This window comes from Mycobacterium sp. 852002-51613_SCH5001154, assembly GCF_001667425.1.
GTDB lineage: Bacteria > Actinomycetota > Actinomycetes > Mycobacteriales > Mycobacteriaceae > Mycobacterium.
This window is the reverse complement of the sequence record NZ_LZII01000080.1, coordinates 27,782-54,492: the sequence shown is the minus strand read 5'-3', so window position 1 is coordinate 54,492 and position 26,711 is coordinate 27,782. Positions and strand designations below refer to the sequence as shown.

Below are 26,711 nucleotides of genomic sequence, written 5' to 3'. Positions count from 1 at the left end.
CCCCGAGACCGTCCCCCGCCCGGCTGGGATGCATGCCCGTATCGGAGGAGACCGTGCCGCGCAGCCTGGACCTGGTCGTCACCTCCGTCGCCACGCAGCTGATGGAAGCCACGGCAGCCACGGCCACCCTCGTCAGCCAGAAGGTGCTCGCGCAACTCGTCGAGCAGTTCGACGTGGACGCCAGCTTCCTGCGTCACCACGACCCGCAGACCCGGGCCTCGGCGCTGGTCGCCGAGTGGCCACCCAGGACGGACGCCGCGGATCCGGATCCGACGACCTTCGCCCAGCTGGACATCGCGGAGTCGGTCCTCGCGCAGTGCGGGCACGGCCGCAAACCGGTGGTGATCCGGCCGGCGCAGTCGAAACGCTATTTTCGGCGCCGGCCGGGCAGCGCCAAAGTGGCCGCCTCGCCCTCGGTGGCCGCCGCACCACTGGTCTCGGGTGAGACCACCACTGGCTTGCTCGGCTTCGTCAAGTTCGGCGCCCGCAAGTGGGAGCAAGATGAGATCAACACGCTCGAGGCCGTCGCCGCGCTGTTCGCACAGGTGCAAGCGCGCATCGCGGCCGAAGAAAAGCTCCGCTATCTCGCCGAGCACGACGATCTGACCGGCCTTTACAACCGTCGTGCCCTGGTCGCGCACCTGACCGAACGGCTGTTGGCGGGAAACCCGGGGCCCGTGGCAGTGCTGTACCTCGACCTCGACCGGCTCAAGCCGATCAACGACTACCTCGGGCACACCGCCGGTGACTGGTTCATCCGGGTCTTCGCGCAACGCATCCGGATCTGCGCTCCCAACAGCACGATCGCCCGGTTGGGCGGGGACGAGTTCGTCGTCGTGCCCGACCAGCCGATGACACCGGAAGCCGCGGAGTCGTTCGCCCGTCGCCTCTCGGCGATGCTGTGCGAGCGCCTGGCCGTCGGCGGCCACGTGATCAGCCGGACGGTCAGCATCGGGCTGGCGGTGGGTGCTCCGGGGCTGGACAACTGCACCGACCTGCTCCGCCGGGCCGACGAGGCGGTGCTGACGGCGAAACGCGGTGGCGGTAACCAGATTGCGGTGTCCACCGACGACATGTCCCTCAAACGCGCGTTCCGCAACGACATCGAGCTGCATCTGCAGGGCGACATCGGCAGCGAGGCGTTGCTGCTGCACTACCTGCCGGAGGTGGACCTGTCGACGGGCGCCATCGTGGGCGCGGAGGCGCTGGTGCGGTGGCGGCACCCGATTTGGGGGCTGCTGCTGCCGGATTCGTTCATCGGGATCGCCGAATCGACCAACCTGGCGATGGAGTTGGGCCGCTGGGTGCTGCGCAGCGCATGCGCCGAGTTCAGTCGCTGGCAGGCCAACGGTGTCGGGCGGGAAGCCGTCATGCGGATCAACGTGTCGCCCATCCAGCTCATCAGCCGCGGGTTCGTGCGCGACGTCGCCGACACCATCGAGGAGTTCGGCATCGAAGCCGGCTCGATTTGTCTGGAGATCACCGAGCGCGCCGTGGTCCACGACATCGATACCACTCGAAAAACCCTGGCGGAGCTCAAGGAAGTCGGGGTCCAGCTGGCCATCGACGACTTCGGCACCGGTTATGCGGTGTTGTCGCACCTGAAATCCCTGCCGGTCGACATGCTCAAGATCGACACCGGATTCGTGCGCGATCTGGGCAACAACGCCGGTGATTTGGCGATCGTTCGCGCGATCATCGGGCTGGCCGAGGCGTTTGGCCTGGAAGTGGTGGCCGAGGGAGTTGAAACACCGGACGCGGCAATGATTTTGATGCAGCACGGGTGTCGCCGGGCGCAGGGTTTTCTGTTGTCGCGCCCCGTCCCCGGCGATGAGATGGAAGCGCTGCTGGCCGCGCGGTGGCTGCCGATGCCCTTTTTGGCCGACCTCAAGGCGTTGCCGACGAGCGCCATCTAGCATCGCACCGATGGTCGGAAAACTGAGGAACTGCGCGGCGGTGATCGTCGCGTGCTCGGCGCTCGTGCTGAGCGGCTGCGGTGGCCGCAGCGACCCCGATCCACTGTCTGCCGTGATCAGTCCCGCCATCCCGCTCAGCGTTCAGGAGGTACCGAATCCGCTGCGCGGGCAGTACGAAGACCTGATGATGCCGCTTTTCCCGCAAGGCAATTCCGCGCAGCAGCGGTATCCGGCGTGGCCGGCGTCGTACGACGGCAGCTTGCGCGTCTCTTGGCGGCAGCTGCAGCCCACCGACCCGAACACGCTGCCCGCCGACGCGCCCGACGATCGCAAGTTCGACTTCAGCGTGATCGACGATGCGCTGGCGAAGCTCGCGAGCAGGAACATGCGGCTCACGCTTCGCGTGTTCGCCTACAACTCCTGTTGCGACGCCACCTATGCGAACAACACGAACATCGCCATCCCGGACTGGATGCGCTCCGCGTCCACCAGCTACACGGGGCCGCAACGATACTGGTGGACACCCGGGGTGGCGCACGTGGTGCCGAACTGGAACGACCCCGCGTACCTGAACGCCTTCGGGCAGCTGCTCGCCGCGCTCGGTCGCCGCTACGACGGCGATGAGCGCCTCAGCGTGTTCGAGTTCTCCGGTTACGGGGACTTCAGCGAGAACCACGTCGCCTATCTGCGCGACACGCTGGGGGCACCGGGTCCCTCCCCGGAAGAGAGCATCGCAAAGCTCGGTTACTACAGCCAGTTTCGCGATCAAAGCATCACCAAAGCGGCCATCGCACAGCTGGTCGCGGCGAACGTGAACGCGTTCCGCCATACCCGATTGGTGACCACCGCGCTGAATCCCGAGATCGTTCGCGAGCTGCTCGCCGACGATGTCACCAAGAAGGTGTCCGCGCCGGTGGGCATCCGCTCGGATTGCCTCGGCGTGTACGCGCCGTTGCCGGTGTGGGCGGAGTCGGATGGCTCGTACTACGTGCACACGAAAGATCCGGTCGTCGGCCAGCTGAAAGACCGGTTGGCCTCAGCATTGGTGATCACCGAATGGTGCCAGCTGCCCGATGGGACCACTGCGCAGTCCTACTACGAAAAGGCCCTGCGCGACGTGGTGAAGTACCACGTGTCGATGACGTCGAGTTTCAACTTCCCGGCCGTGGATTCGAACACCCCGATGGACCCGGCGTTGTACCTGCTGTGGGCACAAGCCAACGTGTCGGCCGGCTATCGGTACTCCGTGGAAGCGCGGCCCGGTTCGGAATCGTTCCGCGGCCGGGTGGCGACCATATCGGTGGTTTGGACCAACTACGGCAGCGCCGCGGCGGTCGAGAAATGGGTGCCCAGCTACCGGTTGGTGGATTTCTCCGGCGCGGTGGTCCGCACGCTGCCGACCACCGTGGCCTTGCCCAAACTGGTCCCCTCAGGGGAGAACTCGGGTAATCAACCTGTCCCGGCGTCGTTCACCGAATCGGTGACCGTCGACTTGGCGGGGTTGGCGCCCGGGCACTACACGCTGCGCGCATCCGTGGATTGGCAACAGCACAAGCCGGACGCGTCGCACGTGGTGAACTATCCGCCCATGCTGCTGGCACGCTCCGGACGCGACGAATCCGGGGGGTATCCGCTCGCAACCCTCGACATCCCGCGCGAGGCGCTGACTTCCGCCCCGCGCCAATGATCGTGGGCGCCAGCAAATGCCTCCAAGCGTGGGGCGAGAACGCATTGCGATTAGGACGATGCTGCGTGGCGAGTGCTGCATAATGTGCACTGGGCTTTGCGCGGCGGGTGTAAGGCAAATCAATTCGACGCTATTGGCATGGCGTCGCCCCAGAGAGGTTAGTGGATGGATTTCCGCACCTTTGTCCGGACTCTCCTCACGCATTGGAAACTCGCCTTGGGGGCATTGCTGGCGTGCACGATCGGCGCCGCGGCGGTCACGGCATTGCAGACGAAGCATTACCAGTCGACGGCCACCATCCTCATTTCCTTTCCCGGTGCCACCGACCTCACCGAGTTGTACAACGGCACGCTGACCGCGCAGGAACGGTTGTCGTCCTACGCGCAGATCGCGGGCGGCCGGACGGTCGCCGAGCGCGCGGTCAACCAGCTGCAAGCCCCGATCAGCGCGGACGCCCTGGTGACCCAAACCCAGGTGAAATACACCGCCAAGTCCCAGCTTTTCACGATCACCGTCAAGGACACCGACCCGAACCGCGCCGCGGCCCTAGCGGGAGCGATGGCCGATCAGTTCGCCGCGCTGGTGCCCACGCTCGGCGCGACCACGGGTCCGAACGGCCGGCCCGTTCCGGTGACGCCCGGTTCGCGGCCCGACGTCGGCGAGCCGAATCCACCCGCGGCCCCGCCGTCGGAAGCGCCCGGCCAACCGGCGGCCAAGCCCATGCCGGTGGCCAGAGCGCGGGTGGTGGAGGCGCCGCGGGTGCCCGACCACCCCGTGACGCCGGTGCCGGTGCGCAACATGGCGATGGGATTTGTCGCCGGAATACTGCTGGCCATCGCGGTTGCGGTGGCCCGCGAGGCCAGCGACCGCACCGTGCGATCCCGGGAGAAGCTGGAACAGCTTTCGGGACTGCCGACTTTGGCCGAGCTACCCGGCAGGCGCGGGAACACCCCGCGGTTCGGCGTCGACTCCGCCCTCGATGACGCCGTACGGGGCTTGCGCGCCCGGCTGCTCAGGGCGATGGGCTCCGACGCCCGCCGAGTGCTGGTGGCGGCGCCGTTCGGTGGGGAGGGGACCACGACCACGGCACTGAACCTGTCGCTGGCCCTCGCCGAGATCGGCGAGGACGTCCTGCTTGTCGAGGGCGATACGCGCCGGCACGTGATCGCCGGTCTGCTGCGGGTCGAGTCGGGGGAAGGGCTGGCCAACGCGCTGGCCAGCCCCGAGATCGCCGCGGAAGCCGTGAAGCCGACGCCGATCGCCAAGCTGTTCATCCTTGCGTCCCGGTCTGCCCGCCGCGAGACCCCGCCCTGCAGCGCGTTTCTGCCGGAGGTGATCGACAGGGTGATGCTGGACTTGTCGTCACGCTTCGACCGGATCGTGGTCGACGGGCCGCCGGTGCTGGCGACCCCGGACAGCGGCCTGCTGGCGGGCGCCGTGTCGGCCACGGTGCTGGTGGTGCGGGCGCGCCGGACCACCGTCGACGAGCTCAACGACGCGCTGAGGGCATTGCGCTCGGCCGGTGCACAGGTGGTCGGCACCGTGCTGACCGACGCCCGTCCGTCGCTGCACATCAGGGCCGCGGCCAAGACCTATCGGACGAAGGTCGGCGGGCCGGCGTGATTCCCTACCTGCCCGGTCGCCCCCGCCTGGCAGTAGACGGCGTCCTGCTGACGGTATTCCTGTTCGGCTGCTTCGTCTTTGGCGTGCTCTCGGTGCGCCGAACCACCGAGGGAGTGTTGCTCATCGCGGCAACGTTCTGCCTGGTCGTCTACTGGGTGAAGCGCGAGGCGCTGGCGGGGGTGACGCTGTTCCTGGCGTTCGCGGCGCTGCCGGAAGGATTGCACATCGGCAAAGTGATCGGGCCCGCGGCGATCTATGCGTACCAGGTGGCCGCGGTGCTGGCGATCGGCTACCTCATGCCGATCGTCAGACCGCGGTTCAAGGATTTCCTGCTGCCGGGGATGTTCGTGCTGACGGTCGTGTACTTCACCGCGGTCGGGTTTCAGATGGGACATGACGCCACGATGGTGCTACACGAATCGACGACTTTGATCGAGATGGTCATCGGGTTCGTGCTGGCGCTGTTGATCGTGTACGGCGGCTACCTGAAGTTCTGCATGCGCGTGATGGTCGTGACGCTGTGGTTCTCGGCGGCGATGGCGATCTTCAGTTCGTTGCATGCCATCCGACTGGCCGGCCGGGCCGAAAGCCTGGAGGGCGCGACGGGCGCAGGTCAAGCCCTCCGCATCGTCCTATCCACCCAGACGCCGGCCACCGCCGCGCTCACCGCGCTGGTCGCCGCGTCGATCATCGGTCGCGTCCGGCCGATGACGTACCTCGCCTTCGGCCCGCCCGCGCTGATCATCTCGCTGCTGGCCTTCTCGCGGAACACGCTGATCGCCGTGGCGGTGGGTGCGACCGTCGCCTTCTTCGCCAATTTCGGCTGGCGGGCCCTGCGGCGGACGTCCGCCGTGGCCGCTGTCAGCGCGGGCGTGGCCGCGCTGATATTGCCGGGGTCGCTGTTCCTGCTGCAGCAGTCGGAGGCGGGGTCGTGGCTCAGCGACCAGTTCACCGCGTTCAATCAGCGAGTGTTCGGCGGGGTTTCGGCCAGTGCGCTCGCCACCGACGAATCGACACTGGACCGGCTGCGGGAAGTCGCGCGGCTCAACGCCGCAATCGCCCAGGCGCCGGTGTTCGGCCACGGCCTGGGTTACGCCTACCAGCTGCCGTCCGGCAACGATCCGAAGGCCTTCGCCTGGACGCTGGGTCCCACCTACTCCCACCTCTTCTACCAATGGTGGCTGGCCAAGGCCGGGGCCGTGGGCATGGCGGCGTTCGCGTGGATCGCGTTGACACCGATCGTCCGGGCGCTGCGCTGCGCGACGATGCCGGCGAAGATCAGCGCCGCGGTCTGCGCCGGTCTGCTCGCGATATCCGCGGTCTGGCCACTACCCGAAATGCCCATGGACGCACTGGCTTTGGGGCTGGCACTCGGAACGGCCATGGGATTCGCCGGCCTACGGCACAGGAACTCCGAAGCGGACCAGGCGGACGCCGACCCGGCGCCGGCGCTGGCCGCTGCCGGCGGAAAATGATTGCGGTCACTCACGTCGGGCCCGACATATACAGCTTCGGCGGCACGCAGTCCGTGATACGAGTCATCCGCGACAACAGGATCGGTGCCGACGAAATTCGCGTCCTGTCGACGTGGAACGGGCGCCACCACGCCAAAAATCTGTGGCTCACCGCGCGTGCGGGGGCCGCGCTGGCTAGGGCGCCGCGCGGGAGCGTCGTGCACTTCCACATGTCGAACGGCGGCGCCTGGCTGCGCGAAGGGCCGCTGATCCGCCTCGCGCGGGCGCGAGGCTTCCGGGTCGTCGTGACCATCCACGGCTCCGACTTTCCGCAATTCTCCCGGTCGCACCCCCATTTCGTGGGGTCGACGCTGACGAAGGCGGACCATCTCATCGTCTTGTCGGAGGAAGCGCGTGCCGCCGCGAAACGGGTTGCACCCGGGGTGCCGGTGTCGATCGTGGCCAACCCGGTCGTCATCGATCGAGACGCGCCCGGGGCCGGCTCGACACCGCCCGTCGTGCTTTTCGCCGGCACCATCGGTCGCCGCAAGGGCGTCGACACGCTGGTCTCGGCCTGGCGGCTGCTGCTGGCCGAGGGCGTCGAAGGGCGTTGCCGCATAGTCGGTGTCGTCGACGACTACACGCCGCCGCCAACGGAGCGCCTCAGCGTCGAGCCCCCGGTACATCCGGATCGGGTCCGCGAGCTACTCCGCTCGGTCCGCGTGGTGACGCTGCCGTCGTTCGCCGAGGCAATGCCGATGATCCTGACCGAGGCCCTCGCCGGCGGGCGGCCATTCGTGGCGACCCCGGTCGGCGGCACACCCGAGATCGCCTCGGACCCGGGCATGCTCGTCCCCGCCGGTGACGCGTCCGCGTTGGCGGCGGCGATCGGCCGGTACCTGCGCGACCCGGAGCTGGCCGAGCGTGACGGGCGTCGCGGTCAGGAACACATCGCCGCGACACGGAGCCCGCGGATCATCGACGCGGAGCTGCGCCGGATTTACGAGGGTTGCGGTGTTGGAGCAAGTTGAGCTCGACGGGCCGCAGCTGAGAGTGAGCGCGGTGGGCTTCGGATGCGGCGGTCTGATGCAGTCGCCGTCCCGCCGGGAACGGATGGCCGTGCTGGGTGCCGCGGTGCACAGCGGCATCACGCACTTCGACACCGCACGGATGTACGGCCTGGGCAGGGCGGAGGCCGAGCTTGGGGCGTTCCTGCGGACGGTCCCGCGCGACACCGTCACCGTCGCAACCAAATTCGGCATCAACGTCGGAGGGATGGCCAGGCGCCTCGGCCAGTTTCAGGCTCCGGCGCGGGCGCTGCTGCGCAAGGCCCCGGCGCTGCGGCGCGCCGTCAAGCGGCAGCAGGCGACACCCGAAACCGCCCGCCTGTACGACGCGGCCACCGCGGCCCGCAGCCTCGACGAGAGTCTCGCGGCGCTGGGCGTCGACTACGTGGACATCCTGTTCCTTCACGGCCCGCGGCCGGGGGACACCGTGGCCGGCGGCGAACTTCGCGAATTCTTCGAACGCGCTCGCCAGCAAGGCAAGATACGCGCCTGGGGTGTCTCACAGGACGAGGGGCTCGACACGGACTTCGCCGCCTCCTTCGCGCCGGAAGGGGTGAGCCAGGTGCGCGCCGACCTGTTCCATCCCCCGCCGCGCCCAGCGGATCTCGCATTCGGCGTGTTGCAACGTTCGTACGCGGTGCTCTCGAACGCTTTGCGGGCCGACGCGGAGTTGGCGCGGCGCTGGCGCCAGACCCTCCACCTCGATCCGCTCGCTCCCGGGGCGCTGCCCAAGCTGATCCTCGGCTCCTCGGCCGTCGCAACAGGTTGCCGCGCAATCCTTTACAGCACCACCGACCCGCTCCGGGTCGCCGAGGCGGCCGGCGCGGTCTCGGCGCCGCCGGACCCGGAGACCCTGGCGCGGTTCCTCGCTCTGGTGGCGGAGGTGCCCGGGGGTGCTGCCGCGTGATCCGTGGACCCCGAGAGTTCGCCCCGAACACGACGATCCGGACCGACGTCGTGGTCGTCGGGGCCGGCGCGATCGGCATTGCGACGGCGCTGGAACTCGCGCGATCCGGCGTCCAGGTGGCGTTGATCGAGAGCGGCCTGGAACGCAAAGACGAAGCGGCCCAAGAGCTGTCGGCCCTAGATTCCCGGCAGGACGACGATCTCCATGCGCGTAGTGAGCTGATGATCCGCCGGCAGGTTGGCGGGACAACGGCGCTCTGGGGTGGTCGCTGCGTCAAGTTCGACCCCATCGACTTCGAGGACCGCCCGCTCACCGCGCAGGCGCCCTGGCCGATCCGATACGACGACGTCGAGCCCTACCTGCAGCGTGCCTGTGATTGGGCGGCGTGTGGCCGGGCGGCATTCAACGCGCGGGAGGTTCCGGAGCTTGCGCACCGCGACCTGATCGCCGGGCTGCCCGACGGCGACGTGCGCACAACCGATCTCGAGCGCTGGGCACTTCCAACGCGTTTCGGCCACGAGTACCGGGCGGCGCTGCGCGACGCGACTTCCCTGATCGTGTGGACCGGACTTACCTGCACCGAGATCGTGACGACACCGGCCGGTGATTGTCTTGACCACCTCGTGGTCAAGACGCTCGACGGCCGGCAGGGGAGCGTGGTCGCCGCGGACTACGTCATCGCGACCGGCGGCTTGGAGGCGACCCGCCTGCTGCTCGCCTCGGACCGCCATCACCCGGCGGGTCTGGGAAACTCGGGCGGCCACCTGGGCCGCTGGTACATGTCGCACGTCGAAGGCCGGGTCGCGCGCGTGCAATTCGCCACCGATCAGGTCAGCTACGCCTACGAGCGGGACGGCGACGGGGTGTACGTGCGCCGGCGCTTCACCCTCGATCCCGGCCTGCAGCGCGACGCCGCGTTGCCGAATGCCGCTGTGTGGCTGGTCAATCCGCCGATCAGCGACCCCGGGCATGGAAGCGGAATCCTGTCCGGCGTCTATCTCACCCTGATCTCCCCGATCGGCCGCTTCCTGCTCGCGGAGGCCATTCGTGCGAAGCACACCCAAACCGACGGTCCGCCGCGGATACTCGCGCACCTGCGCAACGTCGTGCGGGACCTGTTCCCGTCGATCCGGTTTGCGATCACGTTCTCCTATGCCCGCTTCTTCCGCAGGGGCCGCAAGGCGCCGGGCTTTTTCGTGAAGAGCGCGGACAATCGATATCTGCTGCACTACCACGGCGAGCATCTTCCGCACTGGGAGAGCCGCGTCGAGCTTGCCGACGACCGCGACGCCCTCGGCATGCGCAGGATCCGCACCCATATCCACTTCTCCGACGACGATTACCAAAGCGTGCGCAGGGCCATCGCCGCGATCGATGAACACCTACGTCGCCACGGCGCCGGACGCGTGGAGTGGCTGACCGACGATGTCGAGGGCGCGGTGCGCGAGTTCTTGGCCGGGCACGCCGGCTACCACCAGGCCGGAACGACGCGCATGTCGCACACGCCCGATGGCGGCGTCGTCGACCCAGACCTACAGGTTCACGGCGTGCGTGGGCTGTACGTGGCGAGCACGTCGGTCCTGCCGACGTCGAGCCAGGCCAACCCGACGCTGGTGGGCATTGCACTGGGTGTCCGGCTCGCCGATCGCCTTAAGAAGGCTCGAATGGCCTGCGAGCGTTCAGATCCCAAGATGGCGTAGTAAGTCAGCGCCGACTGGCCAGCACCCGGGCGATGACATCCAAAAAGCGCTCCGCGACGATGTCGACGTCGCAATGCTGCGCGTAGTAGCGCGCCGCCTCGACGCCGCGCTGCGCCGCGACCGACGGGTCGGCCAGCAGGTCGAAGGCGGCGGCGAGCCCGGCGACATCGTCGATACCTATCGGGGGACAGCCGGGCGGCTGGTACTCGGGCAGGCCGCCGGACGTTGACACGATCGGCATCACCCCCAGCTGCATGGAGAGCACCTGCACGCCGCTTTGCGACGCGCGCCGGTAATGCGAGACCGAACCTTTCGCGGCGGCCAGGACCGGGATGACGTCGGCGTAGCGGTAGCTGCCGTTGCGCCAGCGCGTGTGTTTGGGCAGGGCGGCGGGGTCCAGGGGCCCGTCGCCGATGAGCACCAGGTTGTCACCGCGCCAGCAGCCGCCGCCGATATGGCGCTGCCACGCCTCGAGCACGACGTCGACGTTCTTGTACGGGTTGAGCCGGCCGAACATGACGAAATCCCGGCGTCCCTCGGGCGCCACGAATGGTGGAACGCGTTGCGGGTCAATATCACTGGCGAGCGGCACAACATACACGGGCGTGCCGGCGACGTCGCGGCGCGCGGCGACGGCCGTCGCGACGTACTCGCTGTAGGTAATGGTGGCCGCCGAACGGGCGCCCCACCGGTCGAACACCGCGCGTTCGTAGGACGGGACCCGTTCGCCGGGGTCGTGCGGCCGGTCGTCATGCACCACCTGGATGCGGGGAACCCGCCCGGCCAACGCGATCCAGCGCGGATCGCGGACGATCTCGGCGATCACGACGTCGGGTCGAAACTCACGGATCCGGCGCCACGCCTTGAAGGTCGGGAGCCAAGTCGCGGCGGTTTTGAACCGCGGGTCGAGCACGAGCTCGTACTCACGGGCGGCGTCCGACTCGGGGTGCCGGTCGGAGGTCACCAGCAACACGTCGGCTCCGCGCCGCAGCAGCCCCTCGGCCTGCACGCGCACCGCCGGTCGTGTCCACGGCGAAAGCCAAAGCACCCGGGGCGATTTCATTGCTCGTCGGCGGCCTTCAGGAAGACGTCGGCGTCGGTCCACATCCGGGTCTGAAGCGCGCGTCGCGGCAGGCCCTCGAGGAGGCCGGTGATGCGGGGCGAGGCCAGCAGCCGCCAGGCCAGCGGATTGATTTTCGCCCGGGTCCAAATGTGCAGACCCATGCCCCCGAGCTGCCACCACCGCGTTTTGGAGGTGTGGAACTGCATGCCGAATTGCTCTCCAATGAGGGCCAACGTCGATTTCTGATAGAAGGTGATGTGCTGGCCGGTGGCAAACGCGTAGTACATCCAGTCCTCCGGGGGCGGGGGCCGGCCGTCGAAGAGTTCGGTCGTAAACACGATGGAGTCGGTGCCCGTGGTCTCCAGCAATTCGGCGACGAATCCGACCGGGTCGGCGAGATGCTCCATCACCTCGAAGGCGGTGACCACCGTGTACGGCGGGCCCGGACCCGCGTCCGCCTCGAAGCCTTGCGCGGTCAGGTTGGGGGAGTGCTTGTCGGTCCAGTAATAGTCGAAGCCGATGTCCCGCATCAGGCGGGTGAAAACGCCGTAGCCCCCGGCCGCGTCGAGAAACCGGCCGCGGCGATCGAAGAAGAAGTACAGCAGCACCGACATCGCCCGTGCAAGATACTGATTGCGCCACAGCATGGTGGTGTCCGCCGCCGCGATGGGGCTGGCATAGGCTTCGTCCAGCCAATGCGGCTCTTCGGTCTGCAGGCCGCCGCAGTTGTCGCAGAAGTAGTACTTGCAGTCGTATTTGGCGAGGATCTGATGCGTGAACGCCAGACTGGTGCTCGAATTGCAGATGCGGCACAACACGCCTATTCAACCCTCCCGAGCATGACCCGCGCCTTGAGCAAACACCGGGACAATGGAGAACCTACGGCACCTGCAACGCTATCGGCAAGCAAATCGGGGCCGAATTTCGGCGCGGACGTGCGTTGTGCAGCACCGCTATTCACCGAATGCCGGGAATAGTCGCGCGGGGCCGTGATAGCTTTGGTCTCCAATGGCCAGAAGCGCTACACCGCCGCCGAAAGAGAAGCTCCGGCAGAAGGTCCGGCGCATTCTCGGCAGTGAAACGCGGGACCAGCTCAAGGATCTGATCCTTTTCGATCATTCCCAGTCGCTGAAGGCGAACCATCCCAACCCGCTCAACCGCGCCGGCAAAAAGTGTTTTTCGGCGACCGACGAGGACGGAATAACGCTCGAGATCCTGCGCCGCATCGGCCGGCTCGACAGCGGTGTCTTCGCGGAGTTCGGCGTCGGCGACGGGACGGAGAACAACACCCTGATCCTTGCGGCCCTGGGCTGGAAGGGCTTCTGGGTCGGGGGACAGGAGCTGGCCGTGGCCGTCGAAGGCCACCCGCGGTTCGCCTACGAGAAGGCGTGGATAACGGCGGACAATATCCTTGCGCTGGCCCGGTCCTGCCTGCAGAGGATCGACGCCACCGAGGTCGACGTGGTCTCCCTCGACTTGGACGGCAACGACATCTACCTGGTCGAGAAGCTCCTGGCCGATGGCATCCGTCCCAAACTCTTCATCGTCGAATACAACGGGAAGTTCCCCCCGCCGGTGAAGTTTCAGATCGCATACGACCCCGAGCACGTGTGGCAGTCCGACGACTATTTCGGGGCGTCGCTGAGCAGTTATGCCGAGCTGTTCGCCCGCTTCGACTACCGCCTGGTCTGCTGCAACTCCCACTCCGGTTCCGACGCGTTCTTCATCGATACCGCCCTGTCCGAGTCCTTCGCCGATGTGCCGACGGACATCGAGCAGCTTTACGTGGAGCCAAGGTATTTCCTGTACAGCGGGTTCGGGCAGCACAAGACGTCCCCCCGCACGGTGGCCAAGATCCTGCGATACGAGCGGTAGGGCCTTGCGCGAGAGTCATTGCCTCCAGCACGCATTCACAGCACCGCATTGATCGCGTCGAGGTAGGCGTCGGTCATCGCCTCGACCGTGTAGTGCTTGCGCATCCGTTCGAAGCCCCGTCGCCCGACCGATGGCAATGCGTCCGGGTCCGCCAGGATTCGGGCGAGGCTGTTCCGCCATCCCGCCACCGACACGGGCTCGACCAGGAATCCCGCCCTGCCGAAATCGAGCATTTCCGGCACGGCGCAAATCGCCGACGCCGCAACGGGAACCGCCCGGGCCATCGCCTCTAGAATCACCAGCGGAAACGCCTCTGACCGGCTCGGGACGCACAGCAGGTCCGCATCCGCCAGCGCGGGCCCTGGCCCGGCGGACCATCCCTGCCACTGCACCCGATCGCGCAAGCCGGCCGGGGTAAGCGCCTCCAACCTCTCGCGATCCGGGCCGTCACCGAAAACCGAGAGCCGCCAAGGCAAATCGGGCAGCTCGCCAAGCGCATCGATCAGCAGGTGCGGGTTCTTGTGCTCGACGATGCGCGAGAGCATGACCAAGTGCAGCGGCTCACCGGCCGTGCGGACCCGGGGCGCCGGGTCACCGGCGAGGGCGACGCCGTTGGGCGCAACGAAGCGCCGTCCCCCTAACCGATGCTGGGCGACCAGCATGTCCCAATGCCGTTGGGCCAACACGATTAAACCGTCGGCGCGGCGCATGGCGGCGGTCAGCGGCCGCGAGTAGATGGGCCGGTCCTGCTCGGGAGGGACATGCGGAGCCACCAACCACCGCCGGCCGCGAGCGCCCGCACGCCACAGTGAGGCGAATCCCGCCTCCGTGTTGGTGTCGGCGGTGATCAGCACCGCCGGGCCTTCAGGGATATCGACGGCGGGCGCCCACCACGGCTGGCGCACCACGCGCACGGTGTCCGGAATCTCGGAGATCATTGGGCCGAACCGTTGCACGCAGACGATCGTGACCGAATAGCCCCGGCGATCCAACTCCGTTGCCAGCAGAGCCTTTTGTCTTTCGGCACCGCCGTAGACCAGGCGGTTGGTGGTGATCAAAATCGCGGGCAGGTCCTTGCGGCGGCCGCGGTGAATGGTCCGCCGCGACCGCAGCAGGGTGGTACCGGCCAGATACGCGTCGGCGTGGTGCACGCTGCGCTGATGCTCGAGCAGCAGCGCGGTATCGGCTCGCGCCAGATCTCGCTCGCGGCGGCGCTCGGCGGCGGTGCCCGCGTCGTCGCCGACACCGGCACGGTCGACGCCGATCTCGTCGGCCAGCAGCATCCGCCAGCCCGCCGCGCGGGCCCGGGCCTGCCAGTCCGCCGCCGCTGCGGCCGCGAGAAACTCTTCGTCGAAGCCGCCGACGGTGTTCCACGCCGCGCGGTTGATCGCCAGGCAGATGGCACCTAATTCCCCGTCCACGCCTTGTGATTCGGCCGGTTGGCGGGCATAGCGGCATGAAATCGGTGAGCCGCGCCGCCTGCCCGCGGCCAGCTCGCGAGCCAGGGTTCGGCGCCGCGTTGCGATGTCCCACGGCCTCCAGCCCGGTGCGGTGTCGTCGCGCGCCATCGGTGAAACCGCGGCCACCCGAGGCTGGCGCAGCAATTCGCGGGTGCGGGTCAACGGTCCCAGCAGGCGGACTCTGGCGTCGAGCAGCAGCAGATCCGCGTCGCTCGGGGCGCGCTCCACCAGGGTGTTGAAGGCCTCGGCGAAGCCAACTTTCGCCGCGCCCGACACCCAGTGAACGCGCGGGTGTCGGGCCGTCAGTTCCTTACAGTCGCCGGGCTCGTAGACATAGACCGGCGACCCGGGCAGCTGCTCGGCGACGGCGGCGAGGCACCTCTCGAGCGCATGGTGGCCGCAACCGGCCACGATCAGCACGGCGATCGACCGGATGGGCGGCAGCGCGGCCGCGTCGCCGACCGGACTCTTCAGATATTGTCGGTCCAATTCGGGCTTCATGCCGCCAGCTGATTTCGGCGCAAGGAGGCCAGGTCCGACCAGCGCAGCGGGCCGGCCGCCGCGCTGGTGGCCAGGTAGACAACGGCGGCGACCGCGAGGACGAGAACCACGTGGTGACCCCGGAGCAACAGCGCCGCCGCGACGCTGGCTCCCGTCGGTATCAGCACTCGCAGCAAGAACATCACGGGCGTACGGAAACCGCAGTGCCGGTGCAGCCACCAGCTGCTGACCACCAGGTTGAAGAACTCCGTGCACACCAGCGCGATGCCGGGGCCGACGGCGCCGAACCGCCCGGCGAGCGCGACGTTGAGCGCGACGTTGAGCACGAGGGTGGCGACCGTCAGCCAGAGCAAGACCCGCTGGTGGTGGCTGGCGACCAAACCCTGGCCCAGCGTGCCGCTGACGAATCGCAGGGCCGCCGCGACGAACAGCAACGCCAGCGTCGGCGTCCCGCGGGCGACGAAAGCCTTGTCGCCGAACAGTCCGATCAGCGGTCCGGCCAACAGCGCGCCGACAACCGCGACGGGGACCGCCACGAAGTACATCAGCTCCACGCTGCGACGCAGGAAGGCGGCGAACGCGGCGACGTCACGCGCGAACAGCTCGGTGGCCGTCGACAGCGTCGACTTCAAGAAGACCAGCGACACCACGATGGTGTTGAACGCGATCGTGAAGGCCAGCCCGTACACGCCGACCTCGGAGTGGGTGCTCAGCAGGGACAGGATTACCCCGTCGGCGCGGCAGTACAGCAGGCCGACGACCAGAAACCCCATCAACGGCAGGCTTTCCCGCAACAGATCCGCGGCCTCTCGCGGCGCGAAGACCGGGCGCACCGAAATGTGCCGCATCGCCGCGGTGCCCTGGATCACCAATTGCAGGGCGGGCGGAATCAGTTGCGCGACAGCGAACCAGATGACGTCCGCCCGCGCCGCGACCAAGCAGGCGACCATGGCCAGCGCGGCCAGGCGCCCGGCGACGTCGGAGATGGCCACCGCGGAGAACCGGACGGTGGCCAAGAACACCGGCTCGAACCGTGTCGTCATGGTCTGCATCAGCAGCGCCCCGGACAGCACGACGAGCATCACTCGGATGTCGGCGTCGTGATAGATGAGCAAGCCCGACCCGGCCGCCAACAACGCCAGCGGAACACAATAGATCAGGGCCATGCCGCTGTTGACGCGCACCAGACGCTCGAGGTCACCCTGGCCGGAGGTCACGCGGCGCACGATCACGGTCGCGATACCGAGATCGGCCATGCTGGTCCACACGGCGATGAAGAGCACCGCGATGGAGAGTTGGCCGTAGCGGCCGGGACCTAGATAGCGCGCCGTCATCGCCACCGAGACCACCGAGGCCAGCATCCCCAGTGCCCGGCAGATCAGTTGAATCGAGAACGCGTGAGCCATCCGCGAGAGCGGCACCGATGGGACGACCGCACCAGGGGTCGTCGGCTCAGTCATGACTCCCTAGTATGCGCCGTGACTGGTGAGAACGGCCTTAATCGTCTTGGCGATGATCATGAGATCACCCGACATCGACCAGTTGTCGACATAGGACAGGTCCAACCGCACCGACTCTTCCCAGGACAGGTCGGATCGGCCGCTCACTTGCCACAACCCGCTGACGCCCGGCTTCACCAGCAGCCGCCGCTTGACGTCACCGTCGTAGTTCTCGACTTCGCGCCGCAACGGTGGGCGTGGGCCGACGACGCTCATCTCGCCTTTGAGCACGTTGATGAACTGCGGCAGCTCGTCGATGCTGAACCTGCGCAGAATCCTGCCGACTGGAGTGACCCGCGGATCCTGGCGCATCTTGAACAGCATGCCGCCGGCGCCTTCGTTCAGCGCCAAGAGGTGCTCGATCTGTGTGTCAGCACCGTCGATCATGGTCCGGAACTTGAGCATTCTGAACGGCTTGCCGTCGATGCCGATCCGTTCGGATTGGTAGAACACCGGACCCTTGCTGGTGAGCTTGACGGCGATAGCCGCCGCGATGAGAATGGGCGCCGTCCCGATGAGGGCCGCCAGCGAGAAGAGGAAATCGAAGACCTGCTTCTGAAAGCGTTGCGTCCCCTCGTATTGCGGCTTCTCGACATGCAGCAACGGCATACCGGCGGTGGGCCGAAGGGTCAACCGCGTCTCCGCCACGTCCATCACCCCGGGCGACACCACGACATCGACGTCCATCGTCTCCAACTGCCACATCAGCTCCCGGATCCCATGCATCCCAAAGTGATCCGTCTGGGTGACCGCCACGGTGTCCGCGCCGCAGTGCCGGATCGCGGCCACCGCGTCGGTGACGTCACCGAGAATCGGCACCACGCGGCCGCCGAGGGTGAGGGTATTGCCCCGCGGTCTCCCATAGCCGGGAATGCAGACACCGACTACGACGTAGCCGTCCAGCGGGTTGCGCGTCAGTTCGTGGGCAAGGTGGGAAACCGCCTGGCGGTCCCCGATCGCCAGGACCGTCGTCTGGCATTGGCCGTCCACGCGCATCTGGCGGATGTGCTTGCGCCACAGGCTGCGACTCCCCAGCAAGCCCATGGTTCCGACGGGAAGCGCGATGGCGAGATAACCGCGGGCCAGGTCGACCTTGGCGAGCAAGGTCACCATCGCGATGATTCCGAACGTCCAGAATGACGCGCTGCCGATCCGCCGGTACTCGTCGATGCCGGCACCGATGACTCGCGGTGAGCGCGTTTGGAATACCGCCAGCGATGACAGCCACAGCGCCGCGAACAGCAATGACAACATCGTCATCACGACGTCCGAATAACCCGAGGTGTTGGCGATTTCGCCGAATCGGACGTACTGCGCGAGCAACACCGACACGCACACGATCACGGTGTCACTGATGCGCAGATGCTGCGAATACTGGTGCTGCCAGCGCCGGACGGCATTCCCCGCGGGGGAGGGCGCCGAAGCGGCGGTGACCGGTAAAGCGCTGGTTTGGGGGCGAGCCAACGGCATCATGCCGGCGGGTCTCCGCTTGTGCGGCCCCGGTTCCGCGGGCACGACGTCCACCAATTCCCGGGTCATCAACGGCTTAGACATGACGCTGCCCTCTCGATTGGCGTGAAGGTCGGCGTTCGCGATGGCCAACTGGCGTCTCGCTCGGAAATGACCGTGACCGGCAGCGGCCACACAATCCCGAATTCCGGGTCGTTCCAGTGGAATCCCTGCTCGTCGGACGGCGCCCGCTCACCGCTGACGTGGTAGCTGACCTCGGTGTCGTCGATGAGGGTTTGGAAGCCGTGCGCGACAAACGGCGGCAGGAACAGCGTCCGGTAGTTGTCGGCGCTCAACTCGACCATCACGTGGTCGCCGTAGGTCTGCGACCCGGGGCGGATGTCTACCGCAACGGCGGCGATCGCGCCGCGGGTGCAGCGGACCAGTTGGGTTTGGGCGTACGGCGGCACTCGGTGGTGCAGACCCCGCACGGTGCCACGGGTGTAGTTGAAGAAGATATTCGTCTGGGTGACGTCGAAAGTCAGCCCGCGGCTGGCGAATTCGTCGGCGCAGAAGGAACGGGAGGAGAAGCCGCGGTGGTCACGTTGCGGTTCGAGGTCGATGATCGTCACGCCGGCGATCTGGGTGGGCGTGTACTTCACTCACCGCTCCTTCCGTAACGAGTGCTTGGTCGGTTCATGTGCTGGCCTATGCGTATCCACCGGACGGCGGGCGTGTCATCACGGTCGGGATGACTCCATACCGGGGCCCAAGGTTCTTGCCCGACGCGGCGGCCAGACGCGGCAGCGACCCCATGATGCTGGGCGGGGTATTGGCACCGGCGAGACTGATGGTCGGCAAAGCGGAAGCGGCACTGTGCGCCGCCGGGATGATGCTGGTCCAACTGGCCGGCACCGCCAGCGGGCCCAGCGAGGCCGCGCTGCCCAGGCTGCCGATCACGCCGGATCCGAGCGAGCCGAGCGCCCCCGCGCCCGCGCTCGCCGCACCCGCGGCCGCGCTCGCGGCCCCCGAGGCGGCAGCGCCCGCGGCGTTGGCGGCAGCCATCGCGCCGTTCGCCAGACCCTGCCCGGTCTGGGCCATGCCGAGGATGGAGGACATCCCGTACAGCGGGGTCGCTGCGGCCATGAAGTAGGTGGGAATGGAGCTGGGGAGGCTGGATACGAGGCTCGACATCAGCGACGAACTGGCCGAGTTGGTCACGGTGCTCGCGGTGCCGGCACCGGCGTCGCTGAGGGTGCTGGCGATCAGCGGCGACGAAAGCCCGTGCAGGGCGTTGGGCACCGAGGACACCACGTTCGAGAGCGACGTGTGGGTTGCCGTCAACGTTTCGGCCTGGGCGAGGGCGCTGCTCTGGCCGGCCAGCCCCGCCGGGCTGGTGACGTCGGGCGGCGGGCTGAACGGGGTGACCTCGCACGCGGCAGCCGAACCCGCGGCGTAGGCGTACATGGCCGCGGCGTCCTGCGCCCACATCTCGCCGTATTCGGCCTCGGTGGCCGCGATTGCCGCGGAATTCTGGCCGAAGAAGTTGGTGGCGATCAGCGTCGCGAGCTGGACCCGGTTAGCGGTGACGGCAGGGGGAGGAACGGTCATCGTGAAGGCGGCTTCGTAGATTTCGATAGCGAGCCTGGCCTGACCGGCCGCCTCGGCGGCCCGCGCGGCCGCGCCGGCGGTCCACGCCATGTAGGGAGCGAAGGCGGACGCCATGGTCAACGACGAGGGCCCCATCCAGCGCCCGGTCGTCAATCCCGCGATCACCGACCGGTAACAGCTTGCCGCGGAATGCAATTCGGCGGCCAGACCGTCCCAGGCCACCGCGGCGGCCACCAGCGAGACGGGACCGGGACCGGCATACATCCGCGCGGAGTTGAACTCCGGGGGAAACGCGCCGAAATCGATCACTTCAGGCCCTGCCCTTATCGGCGGGCCCGCTCGCCGCGCGCGAAGCCCCGCTGACTCCGGACGGAGGAAGACCGGCCTCGGCGGTGGGCGCACCGTACTGCAGCACCGGCAATCCGCAACTAAACATACTCAAAGTATGGAATAGGACCATACCGCTAGCGAAGAGTATTTCGCCTACGGCGGCGAAGGCACTTAGTCCTTTACCTGGTGGTCCACCTGTTGCCGCTGCCCGCGCACGTGGCCTCGTGGTCACGACCGGCATCTAGTTCTCCTCACAACCTGCAGGTGGCCCGGGACCGGGCGTATTGGCTGCTCAACTGCCTGAACCGTGGGTTTGGGGCGTTCCAGGCTACAAACTGACAAACTAATAATAGCGTATAAAGCATACTAATAGTTTGTAAAGGTGCTGTGATCCGCACTACAGGTATTTACGGGACCGTCAAGGCGGGCGCTTGCGGCTGCTAACCTCAGAAGCGGCCCAAGTACTGCCCGGGGGTGGCCGGTCGGTTTGCTTCAGACCGCCGAAGAACCGAGGTGTATGCCCTGCTCATCAACCTGATGGCGATCGACCAGGTCAGGGTCGCAACCCCCGACGAGGACGCTCGCGTTGCCCGGCCGACGTGGGAGGCCCCGGCATTCCTGCCGGGTTCCCGCCTTCACATGAGGGCCGCGTCTTCGCGGTCGACGAGAACTGAGCTGGCATCCCGATGACGACCCACTCGACCGATGGACGCGCCGACGCGACGCGGCGACAGATCCTGCGGGCCGCCTCGCATCAGTTCGCGCGCCGGCCGTATCACGACGTCGGTCTCGACGACATCCTGGCCGAGGCTCAGCTGACCAAAGGCGCGATGTATTTCCACTTCAAGTCGAAACACGCCCTGGCGGTGGAGCTCATCGACAAGCAGATCGCCGCGGCCACCGTAGCGGTGGAAGACCTGTTGACGAGGGGGCTTTCGGGCCTGGAAACCCTCATCGACTTCTCGTACCTGATCGCCGTTCAAGACATCAAGACGGATCTGGTCAGGGCCGGCCTGAATTTGATCGAGTCGGTCGGGCAGCCGGAGGGCCTGCAGGACACGTTGCTAAGCGGATGGGTGGAAGCCCTGTCGGGGGTCGTCCAGCAGGCCATCGACGAGGGCGACATCGGCGACAGCTGCGATCCCCACGACGTCGGCCGCCTGATGGTGTCCCTGCATATGGGGCTTCGGAAGACCAGCAATCTGGACGAACCGGAAAGATTCCTGCTCGACCTGGAGAAATGCTGGATGCTCATCCTGGGCGGCATCCTGCAACCGGACCGAACTGATTACTTCCGCCAATTCCTAAGGCGGCGTGCGGCGCTCGCCGTCAACGCCAGCTCGACCGAGGAAGATTCGCCGTAACCGCAGCGAGGCCGGCCGGACGGCACGCTCGCGGCTGCTAACCTTGGACGTCTTGGCGGTCGATGTGAGACCACGGTGACGACGTCCTCGCACCCATCGCGGATCTGGAGGAGCAACACGATGCCGCGCCAGGTCCGATCCGAAGCCACTCGTCGCAAGATTCTCGATGCCGCGATCGAGGTGTTCGGCGAAGTCGGATATGCGGCCGCCGGTTGGGGGGCGATCATCGAGCGGACAGGGATGACCAAGGGCGCCCTGTATCACCACTTTGATTCGAAGGAATCGCTGGCGTCGGACATCCTCAAGGAGGGCTCCGCAGCTCTTCTCACCGCTTTCCGGAACGTATGTGGGCCGTCGTCGCCGGGGCTGGAGAACATGTTGCACGGCGCCTTCACCATCGTCGAAGTGCTGAATTCGGACAAGATGGTTCGCACCGCCGAGCAATTGGCCTCTGCCTTAAGCGGATTGAACGAGGCCGCCGCGGGCTTCTATGCCGACCTGGCTGCGAAGATCGCCGAGGAGGCCAGGAGAGCGATCAGCGAAGGAGACCTTCGCCAGGATGTCGACCCCGAAGTGCTCTCCGAGTTCCTCGTCGGGGCGATGTTCGGAACGCGGTTGGTATCCAATGCGATAGCGCGCCATGACACGAACAGGGGCGTCGGTGTCGACATCGCCGGGCGCCTGCGCCAGATCTTGGAACTCCTGCTGCCCGGCACCGTCACGGAAGCGTCGCTCCCTTATTTCCGGCAATTCCTTGGTCGCGAAATGATGCGCCACGCCCCGGCCGTCGCCGCCCGCACCGACGCCTCCACGGAGGCCTGATCGGCTGGTGCTCCGCGTGCCGAAGGTCGGGCCGGATGTGCCACACCCTCTTTCGCGGTCCTCTAGACGGTGATCCGGTAAGTGGGGCTTGACGCGCACCCAACGATGCATACTGTTTCGGTGATGTACCCGAGACGTCTGGGCAAAGCGGTTGCGCTGGCCGCTGTGGCTGGGTTTTTGGTGATCAGCGCCCCGGCATCGTGGGGTGCGCCCGGCGACCCGGCGACGGCGGCCGACTCGCCGACCCTGTCGCTGACCGACATTGGGTCCGCGCCCACCCTGGAGTTCTGGGGCCTGACGAGCAGCCAGCAGCTGACCGTGCCCGTGCTGCACGGGCTGACACCGACAGCGGTGAACACCACCGTCGAGCTTCCGATCAACTTGCGGTCGGGATTGATCACCGTGACGCAGGGCGAGCGCACCATCGCGCGACTGAATCTGCCCTCCGCCGATCAGGCGCCGCTCGTCATTCCGCTGGCCGGAGCGGAAGTCAACGACAACTGGCTGACGGTGACACTGCGTTCCTACCTGGTGCCGCTCGACGGGTATTGCTTGTACCCGGAGAGCCCGCTGCGCCTGACCAACGGGTCGATCACCTACACCGGGGTCGAACTGCCGCCCACCACGGTGGCCCATTTCCTGCCCCCGGTGCTGCGGAAGCTGTCCATCTTCCTGCCACAATCGCCGTCCGCTAACGAATCCGACACCGCCATCCAACTGGCCGCCTCCGTGGCCAGTCACTACGGCAGGCAGACTCCCGAGATATCCGTGACGCCGTTGCCCGAAGGGCAGGCGGCGCCGCCGACGCCGCCGCAGGCGCTGGAACGTCAGATCGTCGTCAAAGAGGGCCCCGACAACGGGCTTTCCCTGCAGGGCGCCGCCGGTGTGCCGTGGCTATTGATGTCGGGCCCGCTCGGCCAGTCCGACGAATCGAACACTGCCGTGCTGTTCAACGACGTGTCGCAGCTGGCCCTGTCTTCCAAGGCGGCGGTGGAACAACTGAAGCCCAGCCTGCAGCGGCCCGGCGACAGCGTCGCGCTGCGCGAATTGGGGCAGCCCGTCGTCAACGCCACATCGCTACAACCGCGGCTGTCAATCGGACTGGACCAGACCAGGTTCGGCAGATCCGTGCACGACCTGCGCGTCCATCTCCAGGGCTCCTACACCCCGACACCGGGCAATGTCGCCGGCCAGATTGCCGTGGCGGTCGGCCCGGAGACCATCGACCACTGGCCGACCGACGGCCATGGCACCATCGACCGCTGGGTCGACGTGCCGGACCGACTGCTGCAGCGGTACACCAGCCTTGACCTCGTTCTCGACGTCGCGGCCAACGTCGGACATTGCGGTGACTTCTACACTGCCGGTCCCGGCAATCAGCTCCTCACGCTGAACATCAACGGCGACAGCACGATACAGAGCAGTCCCGCCGCACCGCCGGTGCCGGACGGCTTTCAGTCGGTGCCGCAGTCGTTGATGCCCCGGGTGCAGGTGGGCATCGAGCCGCACTCGTTGATCGACACCGTGCGGGCGATCAATCTCGTGGTGGGTCTACAGCGAATAAGCTCTGTGCCGATCTACACCACGGCCACGAGTGTGCAGCAGGCGATCGACTCGTCGGATCCCGCGATATTGATTTCCGCCGACGGGTGGAACCACTCCAATGTTGTGCTGCCGGTGTCCGCGGGGCCCAGCGGGCCGATCACCGTCAACGCCGTCCAATCGGACGGGAAGCCCGCCAAGCTCGCCCTGGACCCGAATCTTCGGTTCGCCTCTCTCCAAACGATTTTCGACCGGGGCAGGTCTCTGTTGGTGGCGACGTCGAACGGCGCGCCGGGGCAGCTCGACGAGCTGCTGCGGTGGCTCAACGCCGATAACAAGCGCTGGCAACGACTCAAAGGCGTCGCGGTGGTGTCCGCACCGGGGGGCCAGGACCCGGTGACCGTCGAACACTCGCCCATGGCCAGCCCGGCCGCGGGCTCGCAGAGCCACTCCGATCTCGGCTGGTTGTGGTGGTTCGGCGCAGGCTGGATCGCCGTAGCCATCGTCGGCGCAGGCGTGATCGTGTGGCGTACCCGGCGCGAATCATGGCGGCGCCGCTGAAGTTTGGCGCCTGATGGTACGGGTGAAAGGCTTGGCGACGCGCCCGGCCGTCAAGAACGTGGCGGCCGGACTGCTCTGCGCCGCCGGCGTGCCGGCGTTCGCGCGGCGGCGGCACCGCGATGCGGTCGCCATCGTGATGTTCCACGGGGTGGAAGACGAACCGCTTTCACCGGTCTGCCGGCACGTGCTCGACTCGAGGCTTTACCGCCGTCAATTGGATTACATCCGTAAGCATTTCAACGTTCTTCCGCTGGAGGAGGCGCTCGATCGGCTTGCCGAGGGAACGTTGCCGCCGCGCGCGCTGGCGATCACGTTCGACGACGGCACCCGCAACCTCGCCACGCACGCGGTCCCGGTGCTGCGCGAGCTGGGACTGCCCGCGGCGGTGTTCGTGGCGACCGGCCCGCTGGACAGCGGCGGAACCTTATGGCCTGACCGGCTTTGGCTCGCGATCGCCCGCACCGCCGCGAGCGAGATCGACCTTGCCGCGTTAGGACGCGGTGTTTGTTCGCTGGACGGAAGCGCGAACCGCGGGAAGGCCTACGCCGCCGCGGTTGAGAGATTGAAAGACTTGGCCGACGCGGACCGCATCGCCGCCCTGGACGGGATTCTCGGCGCACTGGGGTACCGCGACGACGGCGACGGTGGTCCTTTCCGGATGCTCACCTGGGACGAAGCGCGGGCTATGGTCGGCGACGGCCTGGTGACGTTGCATCCGCACTCGGTGACCCACCCGATCCTGGCCCGCTGCGACGACGACAAGGTCGAGCGTGAGATCGCTGCTTCCTGCGCGGCGCTCGAACGCGAGACCGGTTGTGCGGCGAAGGTTTTCGCTTACCCCAACGGTCGACCGCAGGACTTCGACAACCGGGCCAGGGATGTGCTGCGCCGTCGCGGCATCCGCTGGGCGTTGTCCACCACGGCGGGCTTGGCGGATCGCCAGTGCGACCCGCTGGCGTTGCCGCGGCTGGCGGTGGCCAGCGACGCGTCGTTCGGCCACTTCCGGCTGATGGTCTCCGGCGGCCTGCCGGGCCGCTACCGGGGACGGCGCGGCACGGCCGCCGCGACCGGCCGCTGAAGGGCTAGCGGTCTTCCTGCCACAGCTGCTCGGTCAGATCCTGGAAAGCCGCGAGGACGAATTGGTCGTCGGCTCGCATCGCTGCCGACTTGCTCATCAGGGCCCGCACGACCGAGCCGTCCTTGTGCGCCAGTTCGACGACCATGTTCGCCAGGGAGTGAACGACCGATAACAACGAATCCGAGGCCGGCGCCTGATGGAAGATCTGATGGAACCGGAGGGACAAGACCTCCTCGGGCTCGTAGCCCATCATCTCGGCGAACGCGGCGTTGGAAAACAGGATGGCGCCGTCATGTTCGATGGCCAGCACGGGAATCGGGATCCGCTCGAGCACAACAAGTGCCGGCAGCTGCTTCAAGGTCGTCATCGGCGAATCCCCATGTTGCCGATTACGTCGTCGCTCCACCGGCCGATTATGGCGCATAACATAGGCTATACACGAGGTCTTCGCCCAGATGAGCGCGCCGAACGTGGCGGGCCGTCCCGTTTGGCCACTCGATCCGGAACCTGCGACGGCGTCCAGAGCAGGCGTGACCGCCTCACCTCGCCGGTGTGCCGGCGTCGCAGAATCCGCTGATCAGCATGTCGACGCGGCCGGCGTGCTGGTCCGGGCGCAACCGGCCGCTGCGGTCGAGGGTTACCAGGCCGTGCAGCGCGGCCCACACCACCTCGGTCAGCGTGTCGGGGTCCCGTGTGCCCGCGATCATGTCGACCGCCGCCCGCAGTTCCGCGAAGGCCGCGGTCAGCTCGGCAGGGGTGTCCGCGGCGGCGAACTGCAGCGTCGTCGTACGGGTGAACATCGCGTCGAAGAGTGCGGGATTGTCACGGGCGAAGCCGATGAACGCGTGCGCGACTCGCGCCAGGGCGTCCCGGCCGTCGGTGGCGCCCCGGCGGGCGGTGCGGAGCGCGTCCGCCAGTTCACCGAATCCCTCGACGGCGACCGACGCCGCGATGTCTTCCATGCCAGAGAAGTGTTTGTAGAGCACCGGTTGGCTGTATTCGATCTCGGCGGACAGCCGGCGGGTGGTGACGGCGTCCCAACCTTCCTGTTCGGCCAGCTTGCGCGCCGTGGCGGTGATCAGCCGACGGCGGGCGGCCCGTTCGCGTGCCCGGCGGTCTTCGATAGCCATACGTCCATGCTAGCGCCGATATGAGCGCTAGCGTTGCTATTGGCGCAAACGCGAGTGGAAGTCGGTGTCGCT

21 protein-coding genes are annotated in these 26,711 nt (G+C 67.3%); 12 read left to right on the top strand and 9 right to left on the bottom strand.

All coding sequences use genetic code 11. The features are described 5' to 3' along the window. The first annotated feature begins 53 nt into the window (after positions 1–53). The 7 genes from A5750_RS20655 (at position 54) to A5750_RS20625 (ending at position 10,354) form a co-directional block, all read left to right on the top strand. A complete protein-coding gene (locus tag A5750_RS20655; RefSeq protein ID WP_066957787.1) occupies positions 54–1,916 on the top strand; it encodes a bifunctional diguanylate cyclase/phosphodiesterase in 1,863 nt (620 codons plus the stop codon). Positions 1,917–1,926: 10 nt separating this feature from the next. Continuing rightward, the gene (locus A5750_RS20650; RefSeq protein ID WP_066957389.1) at positions 1,927–3,603 is read left to right on the top strand and encodes a hypothetical protein; all 1,677 of its coding nucleotides are present in this window, start codon (positions 1,927–1,929) and stop codon (positions 3,601–3,603) included. Positions 3,604–3,768: 165 nt separating this feature from the next. Then, entirely contained in the window at positions 3,769–5,226 is a 1,458-nt protein-coding gene (locus A5750_RS20645; RefSeq protein ID WP_066957388.1) for a polysaccharide biosynthesis tyrosine autokinase, read from the top strand. Beyond that, the gene (locus tag A5750_RS20640; protein ID WP_067265391.1) at positions 5,223–6,701 is read left to right on the top strand and encodes an O-antigen ligase family protein; all 1,479 of its coding nucleotides are present in this window, start codon (positions 5,223–5,225) and stop codon (positions 6,699–6,701) included. Before A5750_RS20645 ends, A5750_RS20640 begins: the two co-directional genes overlap by 4 nt. Further along, on the top strand, positions 6,698–7,711 hold the full coding sequence (locus A5750_RS20635; RefSeq protein WP_066957386.1) for a glycosyltransferase family 4 protein: 1,014 nt from the start codon (positions 6,698–6,700) through the stop codon (positions 7,709–7,711). The genes A5750_RS20640 and A5750_RS20635 overlap by 4 nt, the downstream gene beginning before the upstream one ends. A 16-nt stretch (positions 7,712–7,727) precedes the next feature. Beyond that, positions 7,728–8,654 (top strand): aldo/keto reductase, encoded by a 927-nt coding sequence (locus tag A5750_RS20630; protein ID WP_067265550.1) that lies wholly within the window; start codon positions 7,728–7,730, stop codon positions 8,652–8,654. Continuing rightward, complete coding sequence (locus A5750_RS20625) at positions 8,651–10,354, top strand: FAD-dependent oxidoreductase (protein WP_067265387.1); 1,704 nt, start codon at positions 8,651–8,653, stop codon at positions 10,352–10,354. The genes A5750_RS20630 and A5750_RS20625 overlap by 4 nt, the downstream gene beginning before the upstream one ends. Positions 10,355–10,358: 4 nt before the next feature. On the opposite strand, the gene A5750_RS20620 is transcribed toward A5750_RS20625, so the two are convergent. Together A5750_RS20620 and A5750_RS20615 are read right to left on the bottom strand one after the other, a co-directional pair. Beyond that, positions 10,359–11,402: a glycosyltransferase family 4 protein gene (locus A5750_RS20620; RefSeq protein ID WP_197505493.1), complete on the bottom strand. Its 1,044-nt coding sequence runs from the start codon at positions 11,400–11,402 to the stop codon at positions 10,359–10,361. Between the two features lie 11 nt (positions 11,403–11,413). Beyond that, on the bottom strand, positions 11,414–12,235 hold the full coding sequence (locus tag A5750_RS20615; protein WP_067265382.1) for a class I SAM-dependent methyltransferase: 822 nt from the start codon (positions 12,233–12,235) through the stop codon (positions 11,414–11,416). 190 nt (positions 12,236–12,425) lie between these two features. Between A5750_RS20615 and A5750_RS20610 the strand changes: the two genes are divergently transcribed. Next, positions 12,426–13,292: a hypothetical protein gene (locus A5750_RS20610; RefSeq protein WP_067265380.1), complete on the top strand. Its 867-nt coding sequence runs from the start codon at positions 12,426–12,428 to the stop codon at positions 13,290–13,292. 35 nt (positions 13,293–13,327) lie between these two features. Here A5750_RS20610 and A5750_RS20605 read toward each other — a convergent pair whose 3' ends face one another. The 5 genes from A5750_RS20605 to A5750_RS20585 are packed head-to-tail and all read right to left on the bottom strand — an operon-like array spanning position 13,328 to position 20,121. Further along, complete coding sequence (locus A5750_RS20605) at positions 13,328–15,253, bottom strand: glycosyltransferase (protein WP_067265376.1); 1,926 nt, start codon at positions 15,251–15,253, stop codon at positions 13,328–13,330. Then, positions 15,250–16,713, bottom strand: coding sequence for an oligosaccharide flippase family protein (locus tag A5750_RS20600; protein WP_067265373.1), 1,464 nt, complete (start codon positions 16,711–16,713; stop codon positions 15,250–15,252). The genes A5750_RS20605 and A5750_RS20600 overlap by 4 nt, the downstream gene beginning before the upstream one ends. Positions 16,714–16,719: 6 nt before the next feature. Beyond that, positions 16,720–18,306, bottom strand: coding sequence for a sugar transferase (locus A5750_RS20595; protein ID WP_067265547.1), 1,587 nt, complete (start codon positions 18,304–18,306; stop codon positions 16,720–16,722). Then, the gene (locus A5750_RS20590; protein WP_066957783.1) at positions 18,291–18,863 is read right to left on the bottom strand and encodes a dTDP-4-dehydrorhamnose 3,5-epimerase family protein; all 573 of its coding nucleotides are present in this window, start codon (positions 18,861–18,863) and stop codon (positions 18,291–18,293) included. Before A5750_RS20590 ends, A5750_RS20595 begins: the two co-directional genes overlap by 16 nt. 46 nt (positions 18,864–18,909) lie before the next feature. Further along, entirely contained in the window at positions 18,910–20,121 is a 1,212-nt protein-coding gene (locus A5750_RS20585; RefSeq protein ID WP_067265370.1) for a PPE family protein, read from the bottom strand. 707 nt (positions 20,122–20,828) lie between these two features. Between A5750_RS20585 and A5750_RS20580 the strand changes: the two genes are divergently transcribed. The 4 genes from A5750_RS20580 to A5750_RS20565 all read left to right on the top strand — a co-directional run bounded on the left by A5750_RS20580 (position 20,829) and on the right by A5750_RS20565 (position 25,509). Next, positions 20,829–21,506, top strand: coding sequence for a TetR/AcrR family transcriptional regulator (locus tag A5750_RS20580; protein ID WP_066957370.1), 678 nt, complete (start codon positions 20,829–20,831; stop codon positions 21,504–21,506). Positions 21,507–21,626: 120 nt separating this feature from the next. Then, a complete protein-coding gene (locus A5750_RS20575) occupies positions 21,627–22,328 on the top strand; it encodes a TetR/AcrR family transcriptional regulator (protein WP_066957368.1) in 702 nt (233 codons plus the stop codon). Positions 22,329–22,433: 105 nt separating this feature from the next. Next, positions 22,434–24,431 carry a hypothetical protein gene (locus tag A5750_RS20570; protein WP_067265367.1) on the top strand — a complete coding sequence of 666 codons (1,998 nt, stop codon included), beginning with the start codon at positions 22,434–22,436 and terminating at the stop codon, positions 24,429–24,431. Positions 24,432–24,453: 22 nt separating this feature from the next. Continuing rightward, a complete protein-coding gene (locus A5750_RS20565; RefSeq protein WP_067265543.1) occupies positions 24,454–25,509 on the top strand; it encodes a polysaccharide deacetylase family protein in 1,056 nt (351 codons plus the stop codon). A gap of 4 nt (positions 25,510–25,513) precedes the next feature. Here the strand turns inward: A5750_RS20565 and A5750_RS20560 are convergent, their stop codons facing one another. Continuing rightward, positions 25,514–25,876, bottom strand: a complete 363-nt coding sequence (locus A5750_RS20560; RefSeq protein ID WP_067265364.1) for a PAS domain S-box protein — start codon at positions 25,874–25,876, stop codon at positions 25,514–25,516. 172 nt (positions 25,877–26,048) lie between these two features. Next, positions 26,049–26,639 carry a TetR/AcrR family transcriptional regulator gene (locus A5750_RS20555; RefSeq protein ID WP_067265360.1) on the bottom strand — a complete coding sequence of 197 codons (591 nt, stop codon included), beginning with the start codon at positions 26,637–26,639 and terminating at the stop codon, positions 26,049–26,051. Positions 26,640–26,711 lie beyond the last annotated feature (72 nt).